This is a genomic window from Bdellovibrio sp. HCB117 (genome assembly GCF_047305915.1).
GTDB lineage: Bacteria > Bdellovibrionota > Bdellovibrionia > Bdellovibrionales > Bdellovibrionaceae > Bdellovibrio > Bdellovibrio bacteriovorus_B.
In genome coordinates this window covers 2,213,055-2,232,254 of sequence record NZ_CP178622.1, presented here as the reverse complement: position 1 = coordinate 2,232,254, position 19,200 = coordinate 2,213,055, and the positions used below count along the sequence as shown (strand labels likewise).

Here is a 19,200-nt window from a genome sequence, read left to right as displayed (position 1 = left end):
CGATGGGACGGTCAAGTTTGACTTCAATTTGGCTCGGCGGGTAATCTGTCTAGAGAGGTTTTAATGCGAGTGGTGAGCATGGTTCCGTCATGGACGGAGACATTATTAAGAGCAGGCGTCAACGTCGTTGGACGCACGCGTTTTTGTATTCATCCACCAAAGATGATCACGAATATTCCCATTGTCGGTGGCACCAAAGAAGTGTCCTGGGATTTGGTGATGGATTTAAAGCCCGATCTTGTTCTTTTAGATCAAGAGGAAAATCCTTTGGAGATGGCCGAAGAGTGCCCGGTTCCTTATTTAGCGACTCATGTTTCCTCTCTTTCAAGTTTGCAAAGTGAACTTTCAAGACTCGGTGAGCATTTTGAAAATGCCGCCTTAATGGAGTGGTCGGTAAAGTGCTTGGACATTGTCGAAGCTCCGGCCCGCCAATGGGACTTCCAAAAGATTCCTGATTTTTTAGAGTGGGTAAAACCGCCATCGCGTTCTTATGACAAGGTCATGTACATGATCTGGAAGAAGCCCTGGATGGGCGTGACTCGTGAAACCTATATTGGTTCAGTCTTGGAAAAATTGGGAGCGACGTTGGTTGAGTTCCCTGAAGGGGAAAAATATCCCGTCATTGACGAAGAAGAGATGAAAGATGCGTTTTTTCTATTTTCCTCTGAGCCTTTTCCATTTCATAAAAAAATAGCCGAACTCAAAGAGCTCGGCATTGAAGGGGCTGTGGTGAACGGGGAGTCTTACTCGTGGTTCGGCATCCGCAGCCTCGAATTTTTAGAAAAGCACTTCACAACACTTTAGTTTGCTAAGAAAGTTCCTGGATAAGCAGGGCCCGACATTTGGAATAATTGCTCCATGTTGCGTGCCGCTTGCACGGCCGGATCTTCTTCTTTTGTCGCCGTCGTTGGCATTTTCGCGTCGCCTTTCATCGCCAAGACAAAACGGTTGTAGTCGTTTTTAGAGCGAAGAGCGATGAAGAAGTTTCTGTTGCGAGCATCGCCATTGTCTTGCATTTGCGAGCTGTTCGACTCCTGAGCGATTAAGTAGTAATTTTCTGTGATGTCGATGGCATTCTGACGAATTTCGCCGTCACACACCATCAGACCACGTGTCGCCGCAGTTGCCATTTCTTCTTCCGACATACGCGCGTTCAAGAATGAAAGATAGTCGCGGCGGCCGGTGAACCAACCTGCGTTGGGATCTTTCATGAACAACGTCGGGTTCAAGCGCACAATCGCGCATTGCTCGTGTTTGTTCACGCGTACTTTGAAGACGTTGTGTTGAACTGTCATGGAAGTAGATGTGTTCACGCTGATCGAGTTGCTCGCGTTATTTGAATCCGACACCGACCAAGAAAGCGTGTAGTTCAAATCCACACCGACAGAGAATAAATCCAAGAATTTCTTAGAAAGACCCACTTTAGATGTGATGCTTGTCGAGCGGCTCTTTGAATTTGAGTGTGAAGTCGAAAGCGAGAAGCTTGTACCCACCGTCAAACCTTGATTGAAACCTTTTTGAAATTGAGATCCACCGACTTCTTTCACCAGGATGTGTTTTTCAGTTTGGAAGAAACGTTTCGGATCTTTGCGAACTGCATTGTAGCAATCCATACCGAATGCCATGCGTGAGTTTTCATAAATCACGCCGCCTTTATCCGCCTGCATAGTTCTAAAAAAGTCGCTCGACCAGAAGGCACAAAGCTTTTGTGCCGTCGCTGGAGAAATCGTTCCCTTTTCGATGATCTCTTGAAGGTCGGCTTTCGTCACAATGAGGCGCTCAACCAGTTTAGTTGAACCGACAAGGGCTTTTACCAAAGGCGCTTTTTCATCAGCGTTTTTCACGTTGATGATTTCAAGGTTGTTTTCCTTAGCGAACTGAGTTTTATCGGCGCGCGCTTGGATTCTTTGACGTTTTTCTGCGGCGACTTTTTGTCCTTCAGCCACGATTTTGTTGATGATGAATTTTCCATTACCCGCATTGTCGCCTTGACCATTCAGCAAGTAGGCGTTCACTGAAGAAGGCTCCATTGTGCGCAATGGACGAGAAGCCTCATCAATATTCAGAGTCACGGGACCGATGAATGTCGGTGTTTCAAGGCCTGTCGTTGTATCAATAGCTGAATCCAATGTCGCCTTGTCATCTTTCAAGCGCAGAGTGCTGCCTTCAAGAACGATTTTTTGTTCATCAACAGGATAGATTTCCACAAGCATGTTGTTGCGGTTGCCTAAAGCCTTTAGATCTTGAGTCTGGAAAGTCATTTCTGTGTTGATTTGACCACTCATCACCGTCACAAGCTTTTGTGCCGCTGTGACATAAGAGTTGTTCGAATCATAGTCGCGGTTTTGCACGACGGCCATTTTCAAAAGATAGATGCCGTCACGAAGACGTTCGGACTCGCCACGACCGTTAGCAAGGCTTGAATAAACCAAAAGACGCGGCTCCATTTTAACTTGGATCTTTTTCGTGACTGTTAAATTCAATAAAGAATCAATGCCATAGTTGTAGGAAAGTGTGTTGTAGCTGAAACCTTCGACCAACACCTGGGTGCGTGGACGGCTTTCTTGTGTACAGCTTAAAACCAGCTTTTCGCTGCGATCCACATAGCGCATGTCGCGAGCTAGAACTCCCATCGATTCCCAAGGGTTGACGATGATTTCAAGCTTTTCTTTCATTCCCAAATCGGCATTTTCAATTTGCACAAAACCCTTAAGATAGCGTTGGCAATCGAAATATTTAAACGTGATGCTTTCGTCCCAGTTGATGCATGAATTATTATCTGTTTTCACCGTCACTGTTGTTGAAGGCTCAGATTCGGATTGACGATACTTCGTGACTTTGAAAGAGTGGGCGCGCGCATTCTTTTGGTCCAAACCGTTGCGCACACAAGCTTTCACTGTATAAAACACTTCGCGTGTCGCCGTTTTTTCTTGTCCCACGCGAACGAAGCGGAATTCTAACTGAGAAACTTCAATTTTCGGTTTTTGATAAGCATCCGAATCAAAAACGATTTCTGAAGAAGAGGTGGTTTCATCATCAGAAGAAGTCGATGTCGTGCCTGGTGACTCAGAAGCTTTAGAGTCGCTTGTCGTTGTAGAATTCACCGGGGACTTTCTTGCAACATCCGCAATTGTCGAATTGATATAGTTTGCGATTTTAAAGTCTTTTGTTTGTGCGACCACCGTGTTTAAGCGAAGGAAAGACGCGCCCTTGATTTGGTCGTATTCACCCAAAAGGTAGATACCGTCGAAGCTTGTCAAACCTTGAGGGGCTTGCACAGGCTCTAGCTCTAGACCCAACATCAATTGGCCACGAGTCGGGATTGCCGGTAAAGACATCACGGACTTAATGCCCAAACTTGCGTTTTCCATCTTAACATCCATCATTGGGGATTCGCTCAAAAGACGGCGAACTTCCTTTCCACCTTGCTGATAGATGTGGATGATTTTAAGACGGGCTTTGAATGAACCAGCTTTCAAGGGATATAGCACCATCTCGCCATTCATTTTTGTCAATTGAAGCGATGGAGTTGGGCGCATTTCCACTAAAAGTTCAACGCCAGCTGTAGTTAATTTTTGTTCTGTTACGAATAAGCGACCGTCTTCCACCCACAATGGGCGAGACGTCATTTTATTGTCTGCAGAAAATCCTTTAAGAGCTTGTTTGGATTCTTCGGCGCCATTCACGAGGGCCGGAATATTTGCACCGTCGTCCGGGTTTAAAACCGGTGCTAAGTTTTCGCCGTGTGACCAAGGATTGATAGCGAAAGCGACTTTTTGAATCCCTTTATGAAGACCCAAACCTTTGATTCTTCTTTCGATGCGAATGTATTGAGATTCTCCCAAGAAGTTAAAATTGATTTTTTCGGCCCAAGTCAAGCAGCCGGCTTTATCACTGGTCACTTTGATATTGTTGTCTTCAATGAGGAAATCATGTCCCGCGATCGCTTTGTCGTAAGCCACATCTTTCACGCAAGCTTGAAGATTGAAAACTTTAGAAGAAGGTAAAGCAAAGTCTCCGGAAACACGCACTTCAAGAGCCTTGGATTTATCCGCCATGGCTTGAGCCGTGAAAGTGGCCGCCGTTGAGCTGTCCATCTCTTTGTCTTTAGGAGCGGGTAAGTTACACGCAGCTAAGACTGTCGATAGTGAAAGTCCTAAGAGGGCTTTTACAAGTGTGATCTTAGATGTTTGCATAGAAAGTCTCCAGCTTAATCAACAAAGTCTTTTCGCGTGATTGGATGGCATTAGAAAACATCACCTCGGCATCGATGTACTTAATGCCTAAGTTAAAGCCTTCTTTTTTAAACGATAAATAAGTCTCTGCCGCGTAACCGATGCGGTTTGTTTCAAATCCCGAAGCATTGAAGTACGACACAGCGGCTTCTGGCGCGATAGAAAAGTAACTTCCCTCGACAACCAGATCTAAGCCCTTAGTAAAGTGGAATTCAGAACCTACGTAATAGCGGTAACCCATGTTTTCATCTGAAGGAGCTTTTTGATTCAGGACGTATTGACCACCTATAGAAAGGTCCAAAAGACTGAACACTGGAAATTCAAGAGCTGTAGAGGCCTCGATACCTTCATATTTGTGCATGAAGGCGTATTGAGCGTCCGAGATCTTATTCACTTCGTTTCCTAGCAAACGAGATTTTTCCGCTACTGCCGAAGGAAGATTATTATAGATGAAATAGCCAACAGAGTTTTTCCAGTAAAGGTTTCGAGCGGCTTGCCAATTTACCTGTAAAGCGGCTGTATTCAATGACGGCGTCGGCTCAAGCTCTTTCGTGTTCGTGCTAAATGAAGTGGATGTCGGAATCGCTGTTTCAACGGCCAACAATGTTTTAAAGTTTCCAGTTTTTAAAACACCTTCTGCACGGGCTGCCGGGAAAGCGATAGAGTCTAAAAGAATCGCGGTGTGCATATAGTCTTGATCTAAAGCCCCTGCCGTCAAACGGAAGAAAGAAAACGGCGTGTACTGAGCCGCCGCTTGCTTTAAAGTGATTCTATTGTCCGGTTGATCAGCGCCATTCACGCTTTGAGTCTGTCCTGATTGCAAACGCAAGACAGGTTGAACATCTAACAAAAGGGAAGAGCTTAAGTTGTACTTTGCTTTGATTTCAGTGCGGATATCGACGACTTTGGATTGGCTTTGGTCATCACGCACGTCAGAGCCAGAAAGGCGAATGCGCCAGTCCGCTGAAAACTTCTTATCTTGTTTTGCCTCTGGTAAAGTCAAAACGTTTTGACTCTGAGCAAACACCTGTGAGCTCAGTATCAAAATGAGACAAACTGTTGAAGTTACAAACTTATTCATGCCAACCCCTAGTAACTGCTATGGAGTATTTCAAGTTCCGTGCTCGGGCTTCGCCCAATCATTTCAAAAATACAAGACTTGGCAGCAAAGGCTTGTACAGCTGCCGTGAATTGTCAGGGCCGCTTTTTGCTATGTGAGTAGCGCTTCGATTCCCATGCGGTCATCCTCGGAGACTAAGATGTCAGTAGTTTCTCGTCCTGAGACTGAGAGCTTTCTTGTTCCAAGCATGTCTCACAGGTATGTTGTTTCTATGTGGAAAATGTTCTTCTTCTCTCTTCTAGTTAGTACGACAGCCTCGGCCCGAGAAACTTGGTTGGTTGCGACTCTAGATTGGCCTCCCTATACCTGTTCTAAGTGTCATCGCAATGGCACAGCGGCGGATGCTTTAAGAAGGGCGTTGGCAGCCCAAGGAATCATCATCGAATTTGTTTTCTATCCTTGGGTGCAGGCGCAGAAGAATGGTGGTAAAAAGAATTTTGTGGGTTATTTTCCGTCGTGGAAAGACGAAGTGTTGCCAGGCTTCACGGCCTCGCAAAGTCTTTTCTATTCGCCGGTTATTTTTCTAGAGCGCAAAGACAAGCCTCTCGTTTGGAAAGAACTAAAAGACCTTAAAGGCAAGACCTTCGCCGTTACACGTGGCTATGGCAATACGGCCGAATTCAATGCGCTTGTAAAAAATGGCGATCTGAAAACCATCACAGTTCTGAGTGAAGATTCGACGTTAAGAAAACTTGTCCAAGGCAGTGTTGATGGTGTCCTGATGGATTTAAAAGTCGCCGAACACTATTTAAAAAACGACTTTGCAAGGTACGCTGATAAGATTGCGATCAATCCAAAGATCGTCGAAAACAAAAGCCTGCACTTGGCCTTCAATCAATACAATAAAGACAAAAAACAAAAACTCGACGGAATCACCTTAAAGGTGCCTGCTTCTTTTTAAGGTCTACAGTGCATCAATTGATGCACTGTAGACCCAAAAAAGAAGCAGGCACTATTCGAATTTTTCGATGGCGGAGAGGACGCGCAGGGTGGAGTTGCGGTTTTTACCGATCTCGTTGCGAATTTCTTCTTTGATGTGGGGGATCTGCGACTGCTGCTTCTTCATGCGTTGAAGTAGAACGACGACGTCTTCGGCCGAGTGAACCACTTGCACGATCATTCCTGATGAATAATTTTTCTTTTGATAAAACAGGGCTTCGCGATTGTTGCGGTGATGAGGCCCCACCATCACAGGCAAGCCGGCAGCTAAGGCTTCCATCACACTGTGAACTTGTTTTTTGAAGGAGCCACCAATAAAGGCAATATCGCCCCACGTGTAAAGCTCTGCCAAGATTCCAACTTGATCGACGATCAGAATAGAGCCTGCGGGCCACACATCCGCCTGAGAATAGCGAACATAGCGAAGTCCTAAAGCCGTCATTTGTTTTTCTAACGCTTCCAAATGGGCCGCCGTCGTTTCATGAGGTGCGATGATAATGCGTATATGGACGTTTTTTAATTTCTCTAAAGCAGGCAGTAAAATGGCTTCATCTTCCGGCCATGTAGAGCCTGCGATAAAAATAAAATCTTCAGGGCTGGGAATCAATTCACTTTTAAGAACCTTTGGATTTTCCAATCGATGAAAGACTTGGTCAAAGCGAGTATCACCACTGGCAACCACAGGCACATCAATCCCTAAATCATCTAGATTTTGAATGTCTTCGGCAGAAACGCAATGGATCTCTGCCAAGTGATTTAAAGTATAGCGAGTCAGATAGCGAGTGATCCCTTTGAGGCGTGAAGAATTATCCGCAAACGTCGCGGAAAACAGGGCTGCCGGAATGTTTTTCTTTTTTGCGACCGAGACCAAAACCGGCCACACATCAGTACGAGAAAATAACAAGACGCGTGGATTCCATTTCTCTACAAACTCAGTCAGAACAAAATCCAGATCCCACGGCAGCGCCGCCCACACATCAACATCATGCAGACTCTCCAGAATCTTTTTCGCTGAAGGGGAAGAGTAGGTGACCAGGATCGGAGTGTTTGGATGCTGTTTTTTCAATTCACGAATCACGGGCCGCGCGTACTCAATTTCTCCGCTGGCTGCGTGAATCCAGAAAGGGCGAGCCTCGGCGATGTCTTTTTCTGCGCCGGTTTTTTTTATTTTATAAAAACCATGATTTTTATCTTCGATCATCTCTCGCAACTTGCCTTGCAAGAAGGGACGGAATAGCTGCAAAAGAAAATAAGCCAAAGGAACAAGAACAAACTTGTAAAAATAAAACATCAAAGAACTCATACTGAACGACCTAATAGAATTTTGAGTTCAGCAGCGATTTGCTGAGGGGTGATATCCACCATGCATTGATGAAACTTTTCTTTATTCACGCACGGACCCTGGCCGTGTTTGCTGCAAGGACGGCAAGGAAGTTGAATTTCCATGATGCGTGTCGAAGGACGGGAAGGAAAGCCGAACGGGGCAGGTCCCATCATCGCAATGGCTTTTTTGCCTAACTGTTCAGCGACGTGAAGAAGACCTGTGTCAGCGCTGATCAAAGCTGCCGACTGAGCGACTACGGCGGAACTCACTTGCAAAGAGCATTTTCCTGCAAGATTCAAAGTTCTTTCTGGAGCCACATCATGAATGTCTTCAATAAAAGAGTCTTCAGGGCCGCCCAGCAAAACAAACTTCTGACCTGGACAAAGAAGAATTAATTCTTTCCAGTACTCCTTCGGCCAGCGCTTTAAAAAATGGGCGGAAGAAGGAGCCAAGGCCACAGAGCCGGCATAATCACCCAAGACGTCATGAGCCTTGCGATGACTTTCCTCGCTAGGGAAAATTTGGGGTGCGGGTGGGGCATATTTGGAAATACCCCAAGACAAAAGAGGTTCTAATAAATCTCTTTGACCAGAAAAGGGCATTTCAAAAGTATTGATGCGAAGACGGAATAGTAAGAAACGTTTCCAACGACGAATCGAGCGACGGATAAAGGCCGGTCCCAAACCCACAAAACCTAAGGGTCGAAGCAGAAAACTGATCACACGAGAACGCGTGTTGTTGTGAGCATCATAAATATGCGTAAAACCTTCTTGGCGCATTTGCAGGCAAAGGCGGATCAAGCCTTTTAAGCCCGCTTTACGGTCAAACTCCCAGATGCGATCAATCGCGGGATGATTGAGTAACAAAGAGGCCATGTCTTTACGGGTGACCCAGTGAACTTGCGCTTCAGGATAGGTCTTTTTAATGGCCGCGGGAACACTCAAAGTTTGGACGACGTCGCCAAAGCTTGAAAAGCGAATGATTAAAAATTTAGCACTTTTAGGATCCCGTATTAACATCCCACAAATCCTAGCAAAGCCGCCGAAAAAGGTCACTTGTTTAAAAGTTTATAAAAGGCGGGTTCATAAAGTGGGCCTCGCCGGGCACAGGCTTTGATCTATATCCCTAAGAAGGAGGCCCATGGCTTTCAGAGTCCGACCCATATTAGGGGCCATTTTAACATCTTTGTTGGGGTTCATTGCGAACTTAGCGCCGGCTCATGCCCAGGTCCAAACCGAGATGAGACTATTTTCGGATTCCTTCATCAGCCCGACCTTTGAAGCCACGCAAAAAACAAACTATCAATTTGTCGGCGCTCAGTTAAAAACCGACCCATTCACTGAGGACGTCCTTAAGATGGATGTGGCAGGTGGCGTTGCTATGGGGGCCCCTCTTTTAAACTATCTGAATATCTCTGAGTTCTATGTTCAAAGTCGTCAAAACGAAAATGAAACCTACTATATTGGTCGCAAACGCATGCTGTGGAACGAGTTGGATGCGCGCTGGGATTTGGGTGTGTGGGAGCCTCTTTTTAAATGGAACCCGCTTCAGCCAGAACGTCAGGGGTTGGTCGGACTCTTCTATCAAGTCGATAAACCTTATTACACTTTGGTTCTTTTTGCGTCGCCTCTTTTCTTGCCGGATCAAGGCCCTAGTTTTGAAATTGAAAACGGCAGTTTCGTGAAGGGGAACCCTTGGTTCCGTCGTCCCCCTGAAAGCATTAAAATTTTCAGCGAAGCCACAGCTATCGATTATAACTTTGACCGTCCGAATGAAACCCAAGTCGTCCTGCAAAATTCTTTTGGAGCCAAGATTTCTTTCGGTGATCCGCAAAGCTTCCGGGCTCAGCTTAGCTATATTTATAAACCCGCCAATCAACTGGCGATCGGCTATGACGGAAACTTAGACATGGCTCAGCTCAAGGGCGCTGTAGAACTTCAACCGCAGGTGTTTTATCACTCGCTGGCAGGAATGGATGTCAGCTATAAAGTGAATCAGGTGCGCATGGGTGTCAGCGGTCTTTATGATCGCCCGAATAAAGATGATATTTTCGAAGAGCAATGGACTCATCCCGTATTTGAAGATGCGGTGTTATTAAGCCCATTTGTCGAATGGACGAATGGGCGCTGGGGAGTGAATCTTCAGCATTTAGATATTATCGGCGGAGATGTGCGTGAAGAAGGGGAGCTTGCGAACCCGGATCGCGCGGCTTTAATGACACGCTATCCTTACAAACAAGCTCAGCAGATTTCTCTTATGACGAACTATGCTTTTCGTAAGAATCGTCGCCTGATTGGAAAACTCAGCATCACTCATTCAGATAAAAACCAGTTTGACCTGGTTCGTTTGAGCGCGCGCTTCCGTCTATCGGGTATTTGGTCCTTGGTGGGCGAAATGCAGATGGTGAAGGCGGGAGAATTGACGGCTTCGAATCAAAATGAAATTGCACAATTCGTGAATAACGACCGCTTGATGTTGGGAGCCGCTTATGTTTTCTAAGAGCAAAATCAACATCGCGATGGCCGCTACTTTGGCGTTCACATCTGTGGGCTGCAGCGACTTCTTAAATGGTAAAAAAGCAGAGCCTCAGGTGATGGAGCTTTCAGATGCAAGATTTAAATGTCTGCAAAGTCTGCCCAATCAACTGCAAAAATTTTCCGTGGGTGACGCTCAAGAGAAAGATATTCGTGACGGCTCTGACTGCATGATTGAAGCGCTTTTGTACTTTAATAAGCGCACCTTTGGGTCTTTGCCTAATGCTTACACGGTTGAAGAAATGCGTAAATTCTTCGGAAAGTATTTCTTAAAAGAAAACAACGTGACTCCTCAGTTTGCTGCGGAACTGATGAAGATCAAACAGGCTCTTCTGGGTGGAGCGACAACGTATATCACGAAGGAAGAAATCATTCGCCTTGTGGAGATCCTGAAAGTCGTGCGCGAGGAGGCCGTTCAGTTGGCCCCGCACGTAAAAATCTTATTAAATCAAAAGACCCAAAAAACGGCCGAGTGGGAACAGATCACCCTGGCGACCGATCAATTGCGTCTGGCTTTGCAGCGTCTTTTAGATAAAACCCAGATTGCGAAATCAGAATATAGTTTTGAGGATGCTAAAAAGGCGTTGGCGGGATTTTCTGAGTTCATCCGCGGTGAAACTCCTTTTGCACCTTATGATCAATACGGTGAGTGGATTCCTGTGGTTGAGTCCGTCAAAAACATCCTCATGGGAGAGCGCGCCCAGTTCACCAGCAAGCTGCAATGGAGCGAAAGCCTTGATACTTTGATCAATCTTTATGAACTCGCACTGAAATATCACTATTCATTGAGCGATTTGAAATTCGAAGACCGCAGTAAATTGCGTCAGGTCAGTCAGTTTTTAGGGCAGTCTTTGCAGCTGATTCAAAATTCTCACGGCTTAAAAACGACGGGACGTATCACGATCAAGGATATCGATAATTTGATAGAACAACTGACTGCGAAGTTTCCAAGTTCTATCAGTGGGAAAGCCCTGAAAAAGACTTACCGTGCGGTGCTCATTAAAGTCTTAGATCCTGAAAGAAAATCCGACACACGCGATCTGCAAGGTTTAGAGCGCAAACACCTAGCAACCATTGCTCGCGAGTTTAATATCTGGCGTCTGCATCAAAGTTTTGTCGACAGTCTTCAGTACGACGAAATGGGTGGTGGTTACACTCAAAGCGAACTTTATCAGGCCTACACGAAGTTCAATCGCAGCTTCGTCATTGAAAAAGGTCTGGTGGACGATGCTTTTGAGCAAAAAGCTCTGGAGCTGGCGTGGCAGGATTATGGTGAAATCTTGAAGAAAGAAACGCCCGTGAGCTTCAACGAGCAAGGTCGCTTGATCATTGCTCGTGACGCCAAAAATATGAAGCAAACATGGAAGTCGTTGACGAAAGCAAACTTCGTCAGAGCCTTGGCTCGTCTTTTAACTTTGGGTTGGGGTGACAACACCAAAGGTCGCATGACTTCAGCGTCCATTTCCCAACCAGGTTTGATTTCTTGGTATGATGACTTTCAAGAAATCGGGCGCGATTTAAAAGCTTTTGATCCTCGCTCTGCAAATTCCGGCGGTCGCAGCTTCCTTGAAGCAAACTTTTTCACCTTCAGTGGAAATGGCGACCAAGCGATGGACCAAAGTGAAACTTATGAATTCGTGAGTACTCTGGTTGCGGCGGGACTTTCTTCGTCCCAAGCTGTTCAAGACCACATGGGGCTTGCGGGATGCTTGATCGAAGAAAAAGACGTCTTCGGAAATGCATTTATCAAAGAAGAATGCTTTAAGTCGCAGATTAGAAAGCACTTCGATCTTTACTTTAACAACCTTCCGGGAATGGTACAGTATGTGCGCAGCTTAAGTACGGCGGACTGGGAGCAGTTTTATCGGCACCTCGCTGTGGCTTCGGAAGCTCCATCGCAAAAGCGCGGCTATGTTGAAACCGCGAATATTCGTACAATGGTCACGATTCTTCACTACATTGAAGGATTGATGGTGATGTACGATGCTGACGGCAGCAGCACGCTTTCGTTGGATGAGATTTACGCAGCCACACCGCGTTTTATGTCGTTCTTTAAAACCGTCACGGATACAAAATCCGAGACTCTTTTGGAAGAGGGTTTTGCTTATCTCGTCTTTAGAGGCTCTATACCAGGAGCGGGTGGCCTTGCGCGCTTCCAATGGGATAAAATGTGGGGCATCGACGACGCTCGCCGTATGGAAATCGTGCGTATCTTTGGAACATTGAAGGATCAATTGAACAAGCCCAAAAACTAAGTTAAGGTCAATTCATGATCTTAAGGGTTCTTCTTTGTCTACTTCTTGTGACGACAGCGCAGGCACATTCTTCGATGGAGGATGAAGTTCCTATTATTTTGCGTGGACCCGCGGCGGAAGGTTCGCGTGATTATCGGCCGGAAGCTCGCGCCCGCATTGAAAACATCATCGATCACAAAACCCTGAAGGCAGAATCTACTTTTAATGACTGGCATATCGGCGAGGTCCTGGCCTTAGAGTCCCACACTCCTTCGATCGGCATTATTGGCTTTGTGGAGGTCTCGGGGATCGAAAACAATCAGGATGGCACTTACACTCTGACTTGTGAACTTTTGCGCCAATCCCGTCTGAACTTCGTGCAAGTGGGCGATCAGTTGATGCACTTGGATCTCAGCACGGAAAACGAAAAGTACAAAGGCTCTACGGACCTTATCGTTAAAGAGTCTGATAAAAATATCTCATCGAAGTACAAACCTCTTTTCACTCAAGGGCTTGCTGTGGGTGAAACGGCCGAAACCCTGTGGGAAGGGGAGTACATGGTCACCTGGTTTGGTCAGTTGAGTTATGGCGCTACGGAATGGCTGACGGTCAACACGATCATTCCGGCAAACTTTATCGGCGCCTACAATGCAGCCGCAAAAGCCAATGTCTATGAGTCCTACTCTAACGTCGTCTCTACCGGCTTGAGCTTCGCGAAGATTCCAAGCGAAAGTCGTAGCACACTGAATTTGAATATTTATTGGGACTCTATTTCTTCTGAATCCGTCGTATCACACACATTGCTGACATTGGCTCTTTTTAGTTTTGAAGACGCTGCTGATGCGACAGCCATCAAATCCTTGGGGACGAGCTCTTTACAATCGGGATATGAGTTTATTTTAGGAAATTGGGACCGCGTTCTTTTAGGTCCTTCTTACAACTTCGAAAAGAAAGCCGTCGGGGGGTATCTTACTTACCTTAAAATCTGGGATAAGTTTCATCTCAGTTTTTCGATCAACTCGACAGATATCACGTCCTTTAAACTATCGCCGACAGATGGTTACTACGCGCTCTTTGACGCCTACTGGAGATTTTAATTCATGAATCGTTTTTTCGTTTCAACTCCGTTGGATTATGAAGAGCGCACACTTGCGGAAATGAAAGAGGTCTGGCCTTATCTTTTGGGCAAAGATTCTAAAACGCACACCTTGCCATTTCCCGAAGTCGAAGTGGTGCAAGGTGGTTTAGAATTCGAAACGGACTTGTTTGCCGCTCTTCAGTTGAATTTCTTTTTGAAAACCGCGAATCGCGTCCTTTTAAGAATGGCTTCATTCAAGGCCCGCGACCTGCCAAAGTTCTATCAAAAAATGAAATCCCTGCCTTGGAGAGAGTACCTGGCTTCCGCAAATGTCGAGTGGGAAGTAGCAGCACAAAAAAGTCGCTTGAATAATGAAAAGCGACTTCAAGACAGTGCTGAGTCCGCTTTAAATGAAATATTCAAAGGTGCTGCCGCCACAGATATTTGCGGTTCTATCTATATTCGTATGGATGACGATCTTTGCACGATCAGTCTGGACAGTACTGGCGAGCATCTGCATAAGCGCGGATGGTCGGTTCTTAAAGGCGAAGCGCCTCTCAGAGAAACCATCGCGGCTTTTCTTTTAAAAGAGATGATGGAAGACCTGACTCCGGCTGAACTTTCTCAAGTGACATTGTTGGATCCTATGATGGGCTCCGGAACTTTATTAAGTGAGGCCCGCGCTTTATGGAGTGGCCAATTTGCAAGACCCTTTGCCTTTCAAAAATGGAAGAAAGTCCCTAAACTTTTTCTTTCCCCAAGCTTCGCATTTAACTACGAGCTGCCGGCAACCTTCGGTTTTAAAAAGTTCGTAGGCTTTGACCTTAACGAAGATATGATTCCTGCCGCAGAAAAGAATTTTGCGGAAGTCGAGCGTCAGATTCAGGATGTACAAAAGTCTTTGTTTGCCCCAGCTCCCTGTGAGTTTAAAGCGCAGGACGCCCTGGAGGGCACGTATAAATCCGAAGGGCCTTTGTGGTTGATTTCAAATCCTCCTTATGGAGAGCGGTTACCCACAGCTATAAAAGGGGGCCTGAAAGGGCTGGTCGAAGTTCTTTGCGATCAATATAGGCCTGATAGGCTGGGTATTCTTTACCCTGATAAGGAACGCGTCCAGAACCCGCCGGGGGGGTATAAAGTTCTTAAAGAGCTTAAAATCAACAACGGTGGACTTCGCTGCCTGTTTACTGTTTTGACACGTCTGTAAATTTTTAGGAATTGGTTAGATTTGCGGAGGGCGGCAGAGGTTCCACTAGAATCTTCCCCTGTTTCAGGATAAATTCCCGAGCCATGAAAACATCCGTCATTTTATCTGCTTTATTCGTTTCTTCTGCTCTATTAACAACGGCTTGTACGCCTCGTGATGTCTCTGTCACTGATAAGAACACGCGTGCGAAGATTCAGGCTCAAAATGCCCGTAAATCCGGAAAGCCCGTTGCCGCTGGCGGTGAGTTTAGAATTGGCGGATACTCGGGTGTGACCGTGCTTGCAGATAAAGCCATCGAAGTTTTGGATGTTGTTCGTTTGGCCACTTCAGAAAATAAAGATCTTAAATCTCAATACAAAATTTCTGATAAGGTCGCTTTGAAAGACGGTGAAGGTTATTCGGTCATTTTGAATGCCGCTAACGATGTCATCTCCTACGATGTCGCGGGTGTTGAGTATAAATCGACTTTGAATAAAAAGTGGAATGTGACGGTAAAAACGGCTGAAGGCAAAATCCAGTCACTTACTGCGACTGTAGTTAACGCAAAAACTGTTATCGATAAAGAAAAAGGCGTCACGTTTTTAAATGTTTTTGAAAACGACATGAAGCTGACTTTAACTGCGGTTGAAGGTGCAGACTCTTACAAAGCATCTTTGGTTTCTAAAGGCACTGTGAACGGTCGTTTGAATAAAGCAGCCAACACAGGAAGTATGGAGACTGAATTGAGCTTTGAAGTGGATGCGGCCGGCCTTGAAAGCGGCAAAGCTTCTATCACAAAGTTTGATGGTAAATTCGTATTTACAAAGAAAGACGACACAAAAGCTAACACAAGCACTGCTAAAGGTGAGTTGAATGTCATCTTGGATCCGTTCTGTTCAACGGCAGAAGGAAAATTGGTTTTGGGTGGTTCGAAACCTAAAAACATGATTCTGACTAAGACAGAGATCGTTGTTGAAGGGACAAAGTTCAAAGCCGCGACAGCGACTTGTGGTGAGAGCCCGACAGTTGATTTCAGCCGCCTTTTCATTTGGTAAATAAAAAAATCAAAAGCTGAAATAAAAAAAAGCCGCGAAACTTCGCGGCTTTTTTATTTGTTGAAGAGGTCTTTCGATCTCCTCAGCAGGAATTAAAGAAATCTACTTCTTACCTTTGGTTTTCTTTGTTTCCTTCGCAGGTTTTGCAGGAGCTTCTTCTTTTACCGGCGTCTTTGCTTCACTTCTCTGCTTCAAACGCACATACAGTGGGAAGTGGTCGGCAACGCCTTCCATTTTGTCATAGTCCCAACGCTTAGGATATTTCCCTTTAGACAAGTGAACATCATCGTAACGAATCACATCGATCGTGTTTGGCAGCATTTGGTAACTGCCTTTGCCGTCTGCTAGCAAGGCTTTGCTGTAAATGTGTGCATCAAGGAAAGACCAAGATTTACGGTAGTTGTGAGTTCCCGGGCACTCTTTGCAGCCGACAAAGTGAGAAACGGCGCCACCTTGTTGGAAGATATCGCGGAAGATGTGATGGTTATTTTCTTCCTCATGCGTGATATTTAAGTCACCACCGAAGACCACCATGGCATCAGGGCCTTTTGATTTGATAAGGTCCGTGGCGAAAGTCGCAATCTGTTGGCGCCAGTAAGTAGGATTCGCCTGAGACGGGAAGTGCGCCGCCATAAATGTGATAGGATCGCCATTTGGAGCTTTCACCGTCACTTCTAAGATGCGACGAGAACGCTCCATCCACTCGCGGTCTTTCTCTTCTTTCGGTTTCCAAGGGACCGGGTGCAGGATGGGCTTTCCAACAACAGGGAAGCGAGATAAGAACGCCAAGTTGATGCCACGCTTATCCGGGCCATCAATAATCACTTCTGTGATATAGCCAGCCTCTTTCAAATACTCTGTATTCAATTTATGAAGAACCACATCGCTTTCGATTTCCATGATCATCAAAGCATCCGGTCCTTTGCCATCAACGCCTAAAATAACTTTAGCAACGTTAGCAAGTTTCTTATTCAAAGCCTCTTCGCTCCAATCAGTGCTGAGGCACTCGCCACGGCGGTAGCTACTGTCATTATTTTTGACACAAGCTTCGCGCAGCTTAGGGTCTGCGTTTTTCGCACTCAATGGTAAATAGGTTTCATCATTGTGGCCCGGTGTTTTTACTGTGTCGAAAAGGTTCTCGACGTTGAAGGACATCACGCTGATTTCATCAGCGGCTTTTGGAGGCAGATCCCACTTTTCTTTTTTAAAGGAAACAGCACATCCAGCCAGAGCTAGAAGGGCGATACAAAGGATGAATTTTTGAATGAGTCGTAAATTTTTCATGACGTCACACTAAGGGGTTTGTGGACTCATCTCAAGTCGAAAGAGTTTTAGGATTAGGTTGAGACATACTATGTCTAAACTTTGGATATTGCGCAATGCGCAGCGCTATGGCATAAACACCCCGATCCAGACTGGAATATTAGGAGTACGTATGTTGAGAAAATCGCTCGCTTTAGCCCTTTCCTGCCTTTTTGTGGCTTCCCCCTCTTTTGCGGCGGTTTTGGATGGAGAGGACTTCGGTGCTCAGATCTCAACGGATGCGGGGCGCTTCAATGACTGGAATATGTCGTTCTTTTCGATCGCTTCAGTACAAAACATGAAGCCCGGAAAAACAGCAACCGACACACGCTCCATGGACACTTACAGCTACCTTTCATTGAACTACAAATTGGATTCCAACAGCCGCGCTTCTTTGCGCGTTCCATTTAACTTCACGACTCAAGGTCAAAACGAATACGGTGACGAAGTCACTTCTGATTTTTCTTTAAACGACATTCACTTCGTGTATTCAAACTACGACTTGGGCTACATCGGGGACGTGGATCTTTCTGGTAAAGTGAAATGGTATTTGCCAACAAGCCGTATTTCTCAGAACCAAAAAACAATCAGTAAAATCCGTCTTGAAGGTTATGCCGATTTGGCTTTGTCTCGTTCCATTCTTGTGGCTTACGTAGCGAAGCCGGACATTTACTTGCAAAGCCAAACAGCGTCCTTCAACCAAGACGTACCGCAATTCGATGATGGTGGTTACGTGTTTGACCCTCGTCAAACCACAAAGCAATTTGGTCTTGAGCACTATCTTCAATTCCAATGGGACATCAACTCGATGTTCAGTATCACGACAAAATCAGGCTTCAATGAAAGCTGGTACCACACTTCGAATGTGGAAGATCTAGAAGGCAATCACACAACGGCTCTTCGTTTGGGTGCAAGCTTGTGGATCCGTCCTATGCGCGGTCTTTCATTCACATTGGGTGTTAGTAACGACACCATGTTAAACAGCTACCGTGGTCAAGACATCGCTTTCGTCCAACCGCAAAATACGCAGTATTCTTTAATGACGAACGCTTGGGTATTCTAGGTTTTTGCGACGGATTTGGAAGTGGCGTAGGCCCTTCTACAAACCCGTCGCTTCGGTCAGCACGCGATGTTTCGGGCTCCTGCCCTCAACCCCTTCGCAACTGAGCCTGGACAAAAATAGCATCTTGCTATTTTTGTCCAGGCTCAGTTGCCGCCGCCTTCGGCGGTTCGCGCCATCGTGGCGCCGGCAAAGGCCTTCCTTCGGATGGGTTTGTAGAAGGGCCTACGCCACTTCCAAATCATTGCTAAAAGCCGTCGTTCTTCAATCTTAGTTTAAATTAAATGAATGTTTTTGATTCGTGATTGGATCTACGAACGAAAGCTCGTTGGCTTCGAGTTCGATTTTTTCGATGTCACTGATTTTCTTTGCGCCGTAGGCGTGATCGCCGATGATCGGATGTTTTTCGTAGCCTAGTTGTGCGCGGATTTGGTGGGTTCTTCCTGTTAGAAGATGAATTTTTAATTCGCTGCGGTTTTCTGCGAGTAATTTGATATCTAAAATTTCCAGCACGCAGTCTTGCCAGCCTTCGTGGGGTTTGTGGGAAACTGTTTTTGGTGCACGAGGGGAGGGCTCCATATAATGGGTCAGAAGGCCGGTTTGCAGGCCTTGGCCTTCGACGATGGCTTTATAGATTTTTGTCATCTCTCTTTGTAACAGCAGTTTGTTGAACTCGCTTTGAAATTTTAAATTCTTCCCAAAGACGATGAGGCCCCTGGTGGGCACATCTAAGCGGTGAGTGACGAAAAGCTCGCAGTCCAACGCCTTGCTAAGATAGAACTGCAGATGCTCTTGATCATTGTCGACGCTGGCGTGCACGGGGATGCCGGAAATTTTGTTGGCGACGATGAAGTTTTCGTCGCTAAAAATCACGCGCTCATTCCAATTGATATCGAAAACCGGGAAGCGGCGGGGTTTTGTGTGTACGCGAAGATAGTCTCCAGTAGAAACCGAGAAATCTTCTTTAACTCTTTTGTGGTTCAAATAAATTGAGCCAAGACCCAACAAAAATTCGATCTCAGTCCGGTCGAGGGACAAAGTGCTCAATAAAACATCAATAAGTCTTCCGGACTGAGGACTTATTATGTGTCTTACTCCATATTCAAAACCTCTGGCACTCTGCATACTATTCC

14 protein-coding genes are annotated in these 19,200 nt (G+C 45.8%); 8 read left to right on the top strand and 6 right to left on the bottom strand.

The window, feature by feature from the left end; all coding sequences use genetic code 11:
- The first annotated feature begins 63 nt into the window (after positions 1-63).
- A complete protein-coding gene (locus ACLWBD_RS10630; protein WP_253696860.1) occupies positions 64-804 on the top strand; it encodes a helical backbone metal receptor in 741 nt (246 codons plus the stop codon).
- On the opposite strand, the gene ACLWBD_RS10625 is transcribed toward ACLWBD_RS10630, so the two are convergent.
- Entirely contained in the window at positions 801-4,196 is a 3,396-nt protein-coding gene (locus tag ACLWBD_RS10625; protein ID WP_413568158.1) for a hypothetical protein, read from the bottom strand. The genes ACLWBD_RS10630 and ACLWBD_RS10625 overlap by 4 nt on opposite strands.
- Positions 4,183-5,316 carry a hypothetical protein gene (locus ACLWBD_RS10620; RefSeq protein ID WP_413568157.1) on the bottom strand — a complete coding sequence of 378 codons (1,134 nt, stop codon included), beginning with the start codon at positions 5,314-5,316 and terminating at the stop codon, positions 4,183-4,185. The genes ACLWBD_RS10625 and ACLWBD_RS10620 overlap by 14 nt, the downstream gene beginning before the upstream one ends.
- A 178-nt stretch (positions 5,317-5,494) precedes the next feature.
- Between ACLWBD_RS10620 and ACLWBD_RS10615 the strand changes: the two genes are divergently transcribed.
- Positions 5,495-6,256, top strand: a complete 762-nt coding sequence (locus tag ACLWBD_RS10615) for a substrate-binding periplasmic protein (protein WP_413568156.1) — start codon at positions 5,495-5,497, stop codon at positions 6,254-6,256.
- 51 nt (positions 6,257-6,307) lie between these two features.
- Here the strand turns inward: ACLWBD_RS10615 and ACLWBD_RS10610 are convergent, their stop codons facing one another.
- Both ACLWBD_RS10610 and ACLWBD_RS10605 read right to left on the bottom strand, forming a co-directional pair.
- The gene (locus tag ACLWBD_RS10610) at positions 6,308-7,597 is read right to left on the bottom strand and encodes a 3-deoxy-D-manno-octulosonic acid transferase (protein ID WP_413568155.1); all 1,290 of its coding nucleotides are present in this window, start codon (positions 7,595-7,597) and stop codon (positions 6,308-6,310) included.
- Entirely contained in the window at positions 7,594-8,637 is a 1,044-nt protein-coding gene (locus ACLWBD_RS10605; RefSeq protein ID WP_413568154.1) for a glycosyltransferase family 9 protein, read from the bottom strand. Before ACLWBD_RS10605 ends, ACLWBD_RS10610 begins: the two co-directional genes overlap by 4 nt.
- 121 nt (positions 8,638-8,758) lie before the next feature.
- Here ACLWBD_RS10605 and ACLWBD_RS10600 point away from each other — a divergent pair, with 121 nt between their 5' ends.
- The 5 genes from ACLWBD_RS10600 to ACLWBD_RS10580 all read left to right on the top strand — a co-directional run bounded on the left by ACLWBD_RS10600 (position 8,759) and on the right by ACLWBD_RS10580 (position 15,705).
- Entirely contained in the window at positions 8,759-10,117 is a 1,359-nt protein-coding gene (locus ACLWBD_RS10600; protein ID WP_413568153.1) for a hypothetical protein, read from the top strand.
- On the top strand, positions 10,107-12,407 hold the full coding sequence (locus ACLWBD_RS10595) for a hypothetical protein (RefSeq protein WP_413568152.1): 2,301 nt from the start codon (positions 10,107-10,109) through the stop codon (positions 12,405-12,407). The genes ACLWBD_RS10600 and ACLWBD_RS10595 overlap by 11 nt, the downstream gene beginning before the upstream one ends.
- A 14-nt stretch (positions 12,408-12,421) precedes the next feature.
- Positions 12,422-13,483, top strand: coding sequence for a hypothetical protein (locus ACLWBD_RS10590; protein WP_253696857.1), 1,062 nt, complete (start codon positions 12,422-12,424; stop codon positions 13,481-13,483).
- A gap of 3 nt (positions 13,484-13,486) precedes the next feature.
- A complete protein-coding gene (locus ACLWBD_RS10585) occupies positions 13,487-14,671 on the top strand; it encodes a THUMP domain-containing class I SAM-dependent RNA methyltransferase (protein WP_413568151.1) in 1,185 nt (394 codons plus the stop codon).
- Between the two features lie 83 nt (positions 14,672-14,754).
- Positions 14,755-15,705 (top strand): hypothetical protein, encoded by a 951-nt coding sequence (locus ACLWBD_RS10580; protein WP_413568150.1) that lies wholly within the window; start codon positions 14,755-14,757, stop codon positions 15,703-15,705.
- A 102-nt stretch (positions 15,706-15,807) separates the two neighbouring features.
- Here the strand turns inward: ACLWBD_RS10580 and ACLWBD_RS10575 are convergent, their stop codons facing one another.
- Positions 15,808-16,989 (bottom strand): endonuclease/exonuclease/phosphatase family protein, encoded by a 1,182-nt coding sequence (locus tag ACLWBD_RS10575; RefSeq protein WP_063208541.1) that lies wholly within the window; start codon positions 16,987-16,989, stop codon positions 15,808-15,810.
- Between the two features lie 151 nt (positions 16,990-17,140).
- On the opposite strand from ACLWBD_RS10575, the gene ACLWBD_RS10570 reads away from it, so the two are divergent.
- Positions 17,141-18,070 (top strand): hypothetical protein, encoded by a 930-nt coding sequence (locus ACLWBD_RS10570; protein WP_063208539.1) that lies wholly within the window; start codon positions 17,141-17,143, stop codon positions 18,068-18,070.
- 267 nt (positions 18,071-18,337) lie between these two features.
- On the opposite strand, the gene ACLWBD_RS10565 is transcribed toward ACLWBD_RS10570, so the two are convergent.
- Entirely contained in the window at positions 18,338-19,051 is a 714-nt protein-coding gene (locus tag ACLWBD_RS10565; protein ID WP_413568149.1) for an RluA family pseudouridine synthase, read from the bottom strand.
- Positions 19,052-19,200 lie beyond the last annotated feature (149 nt).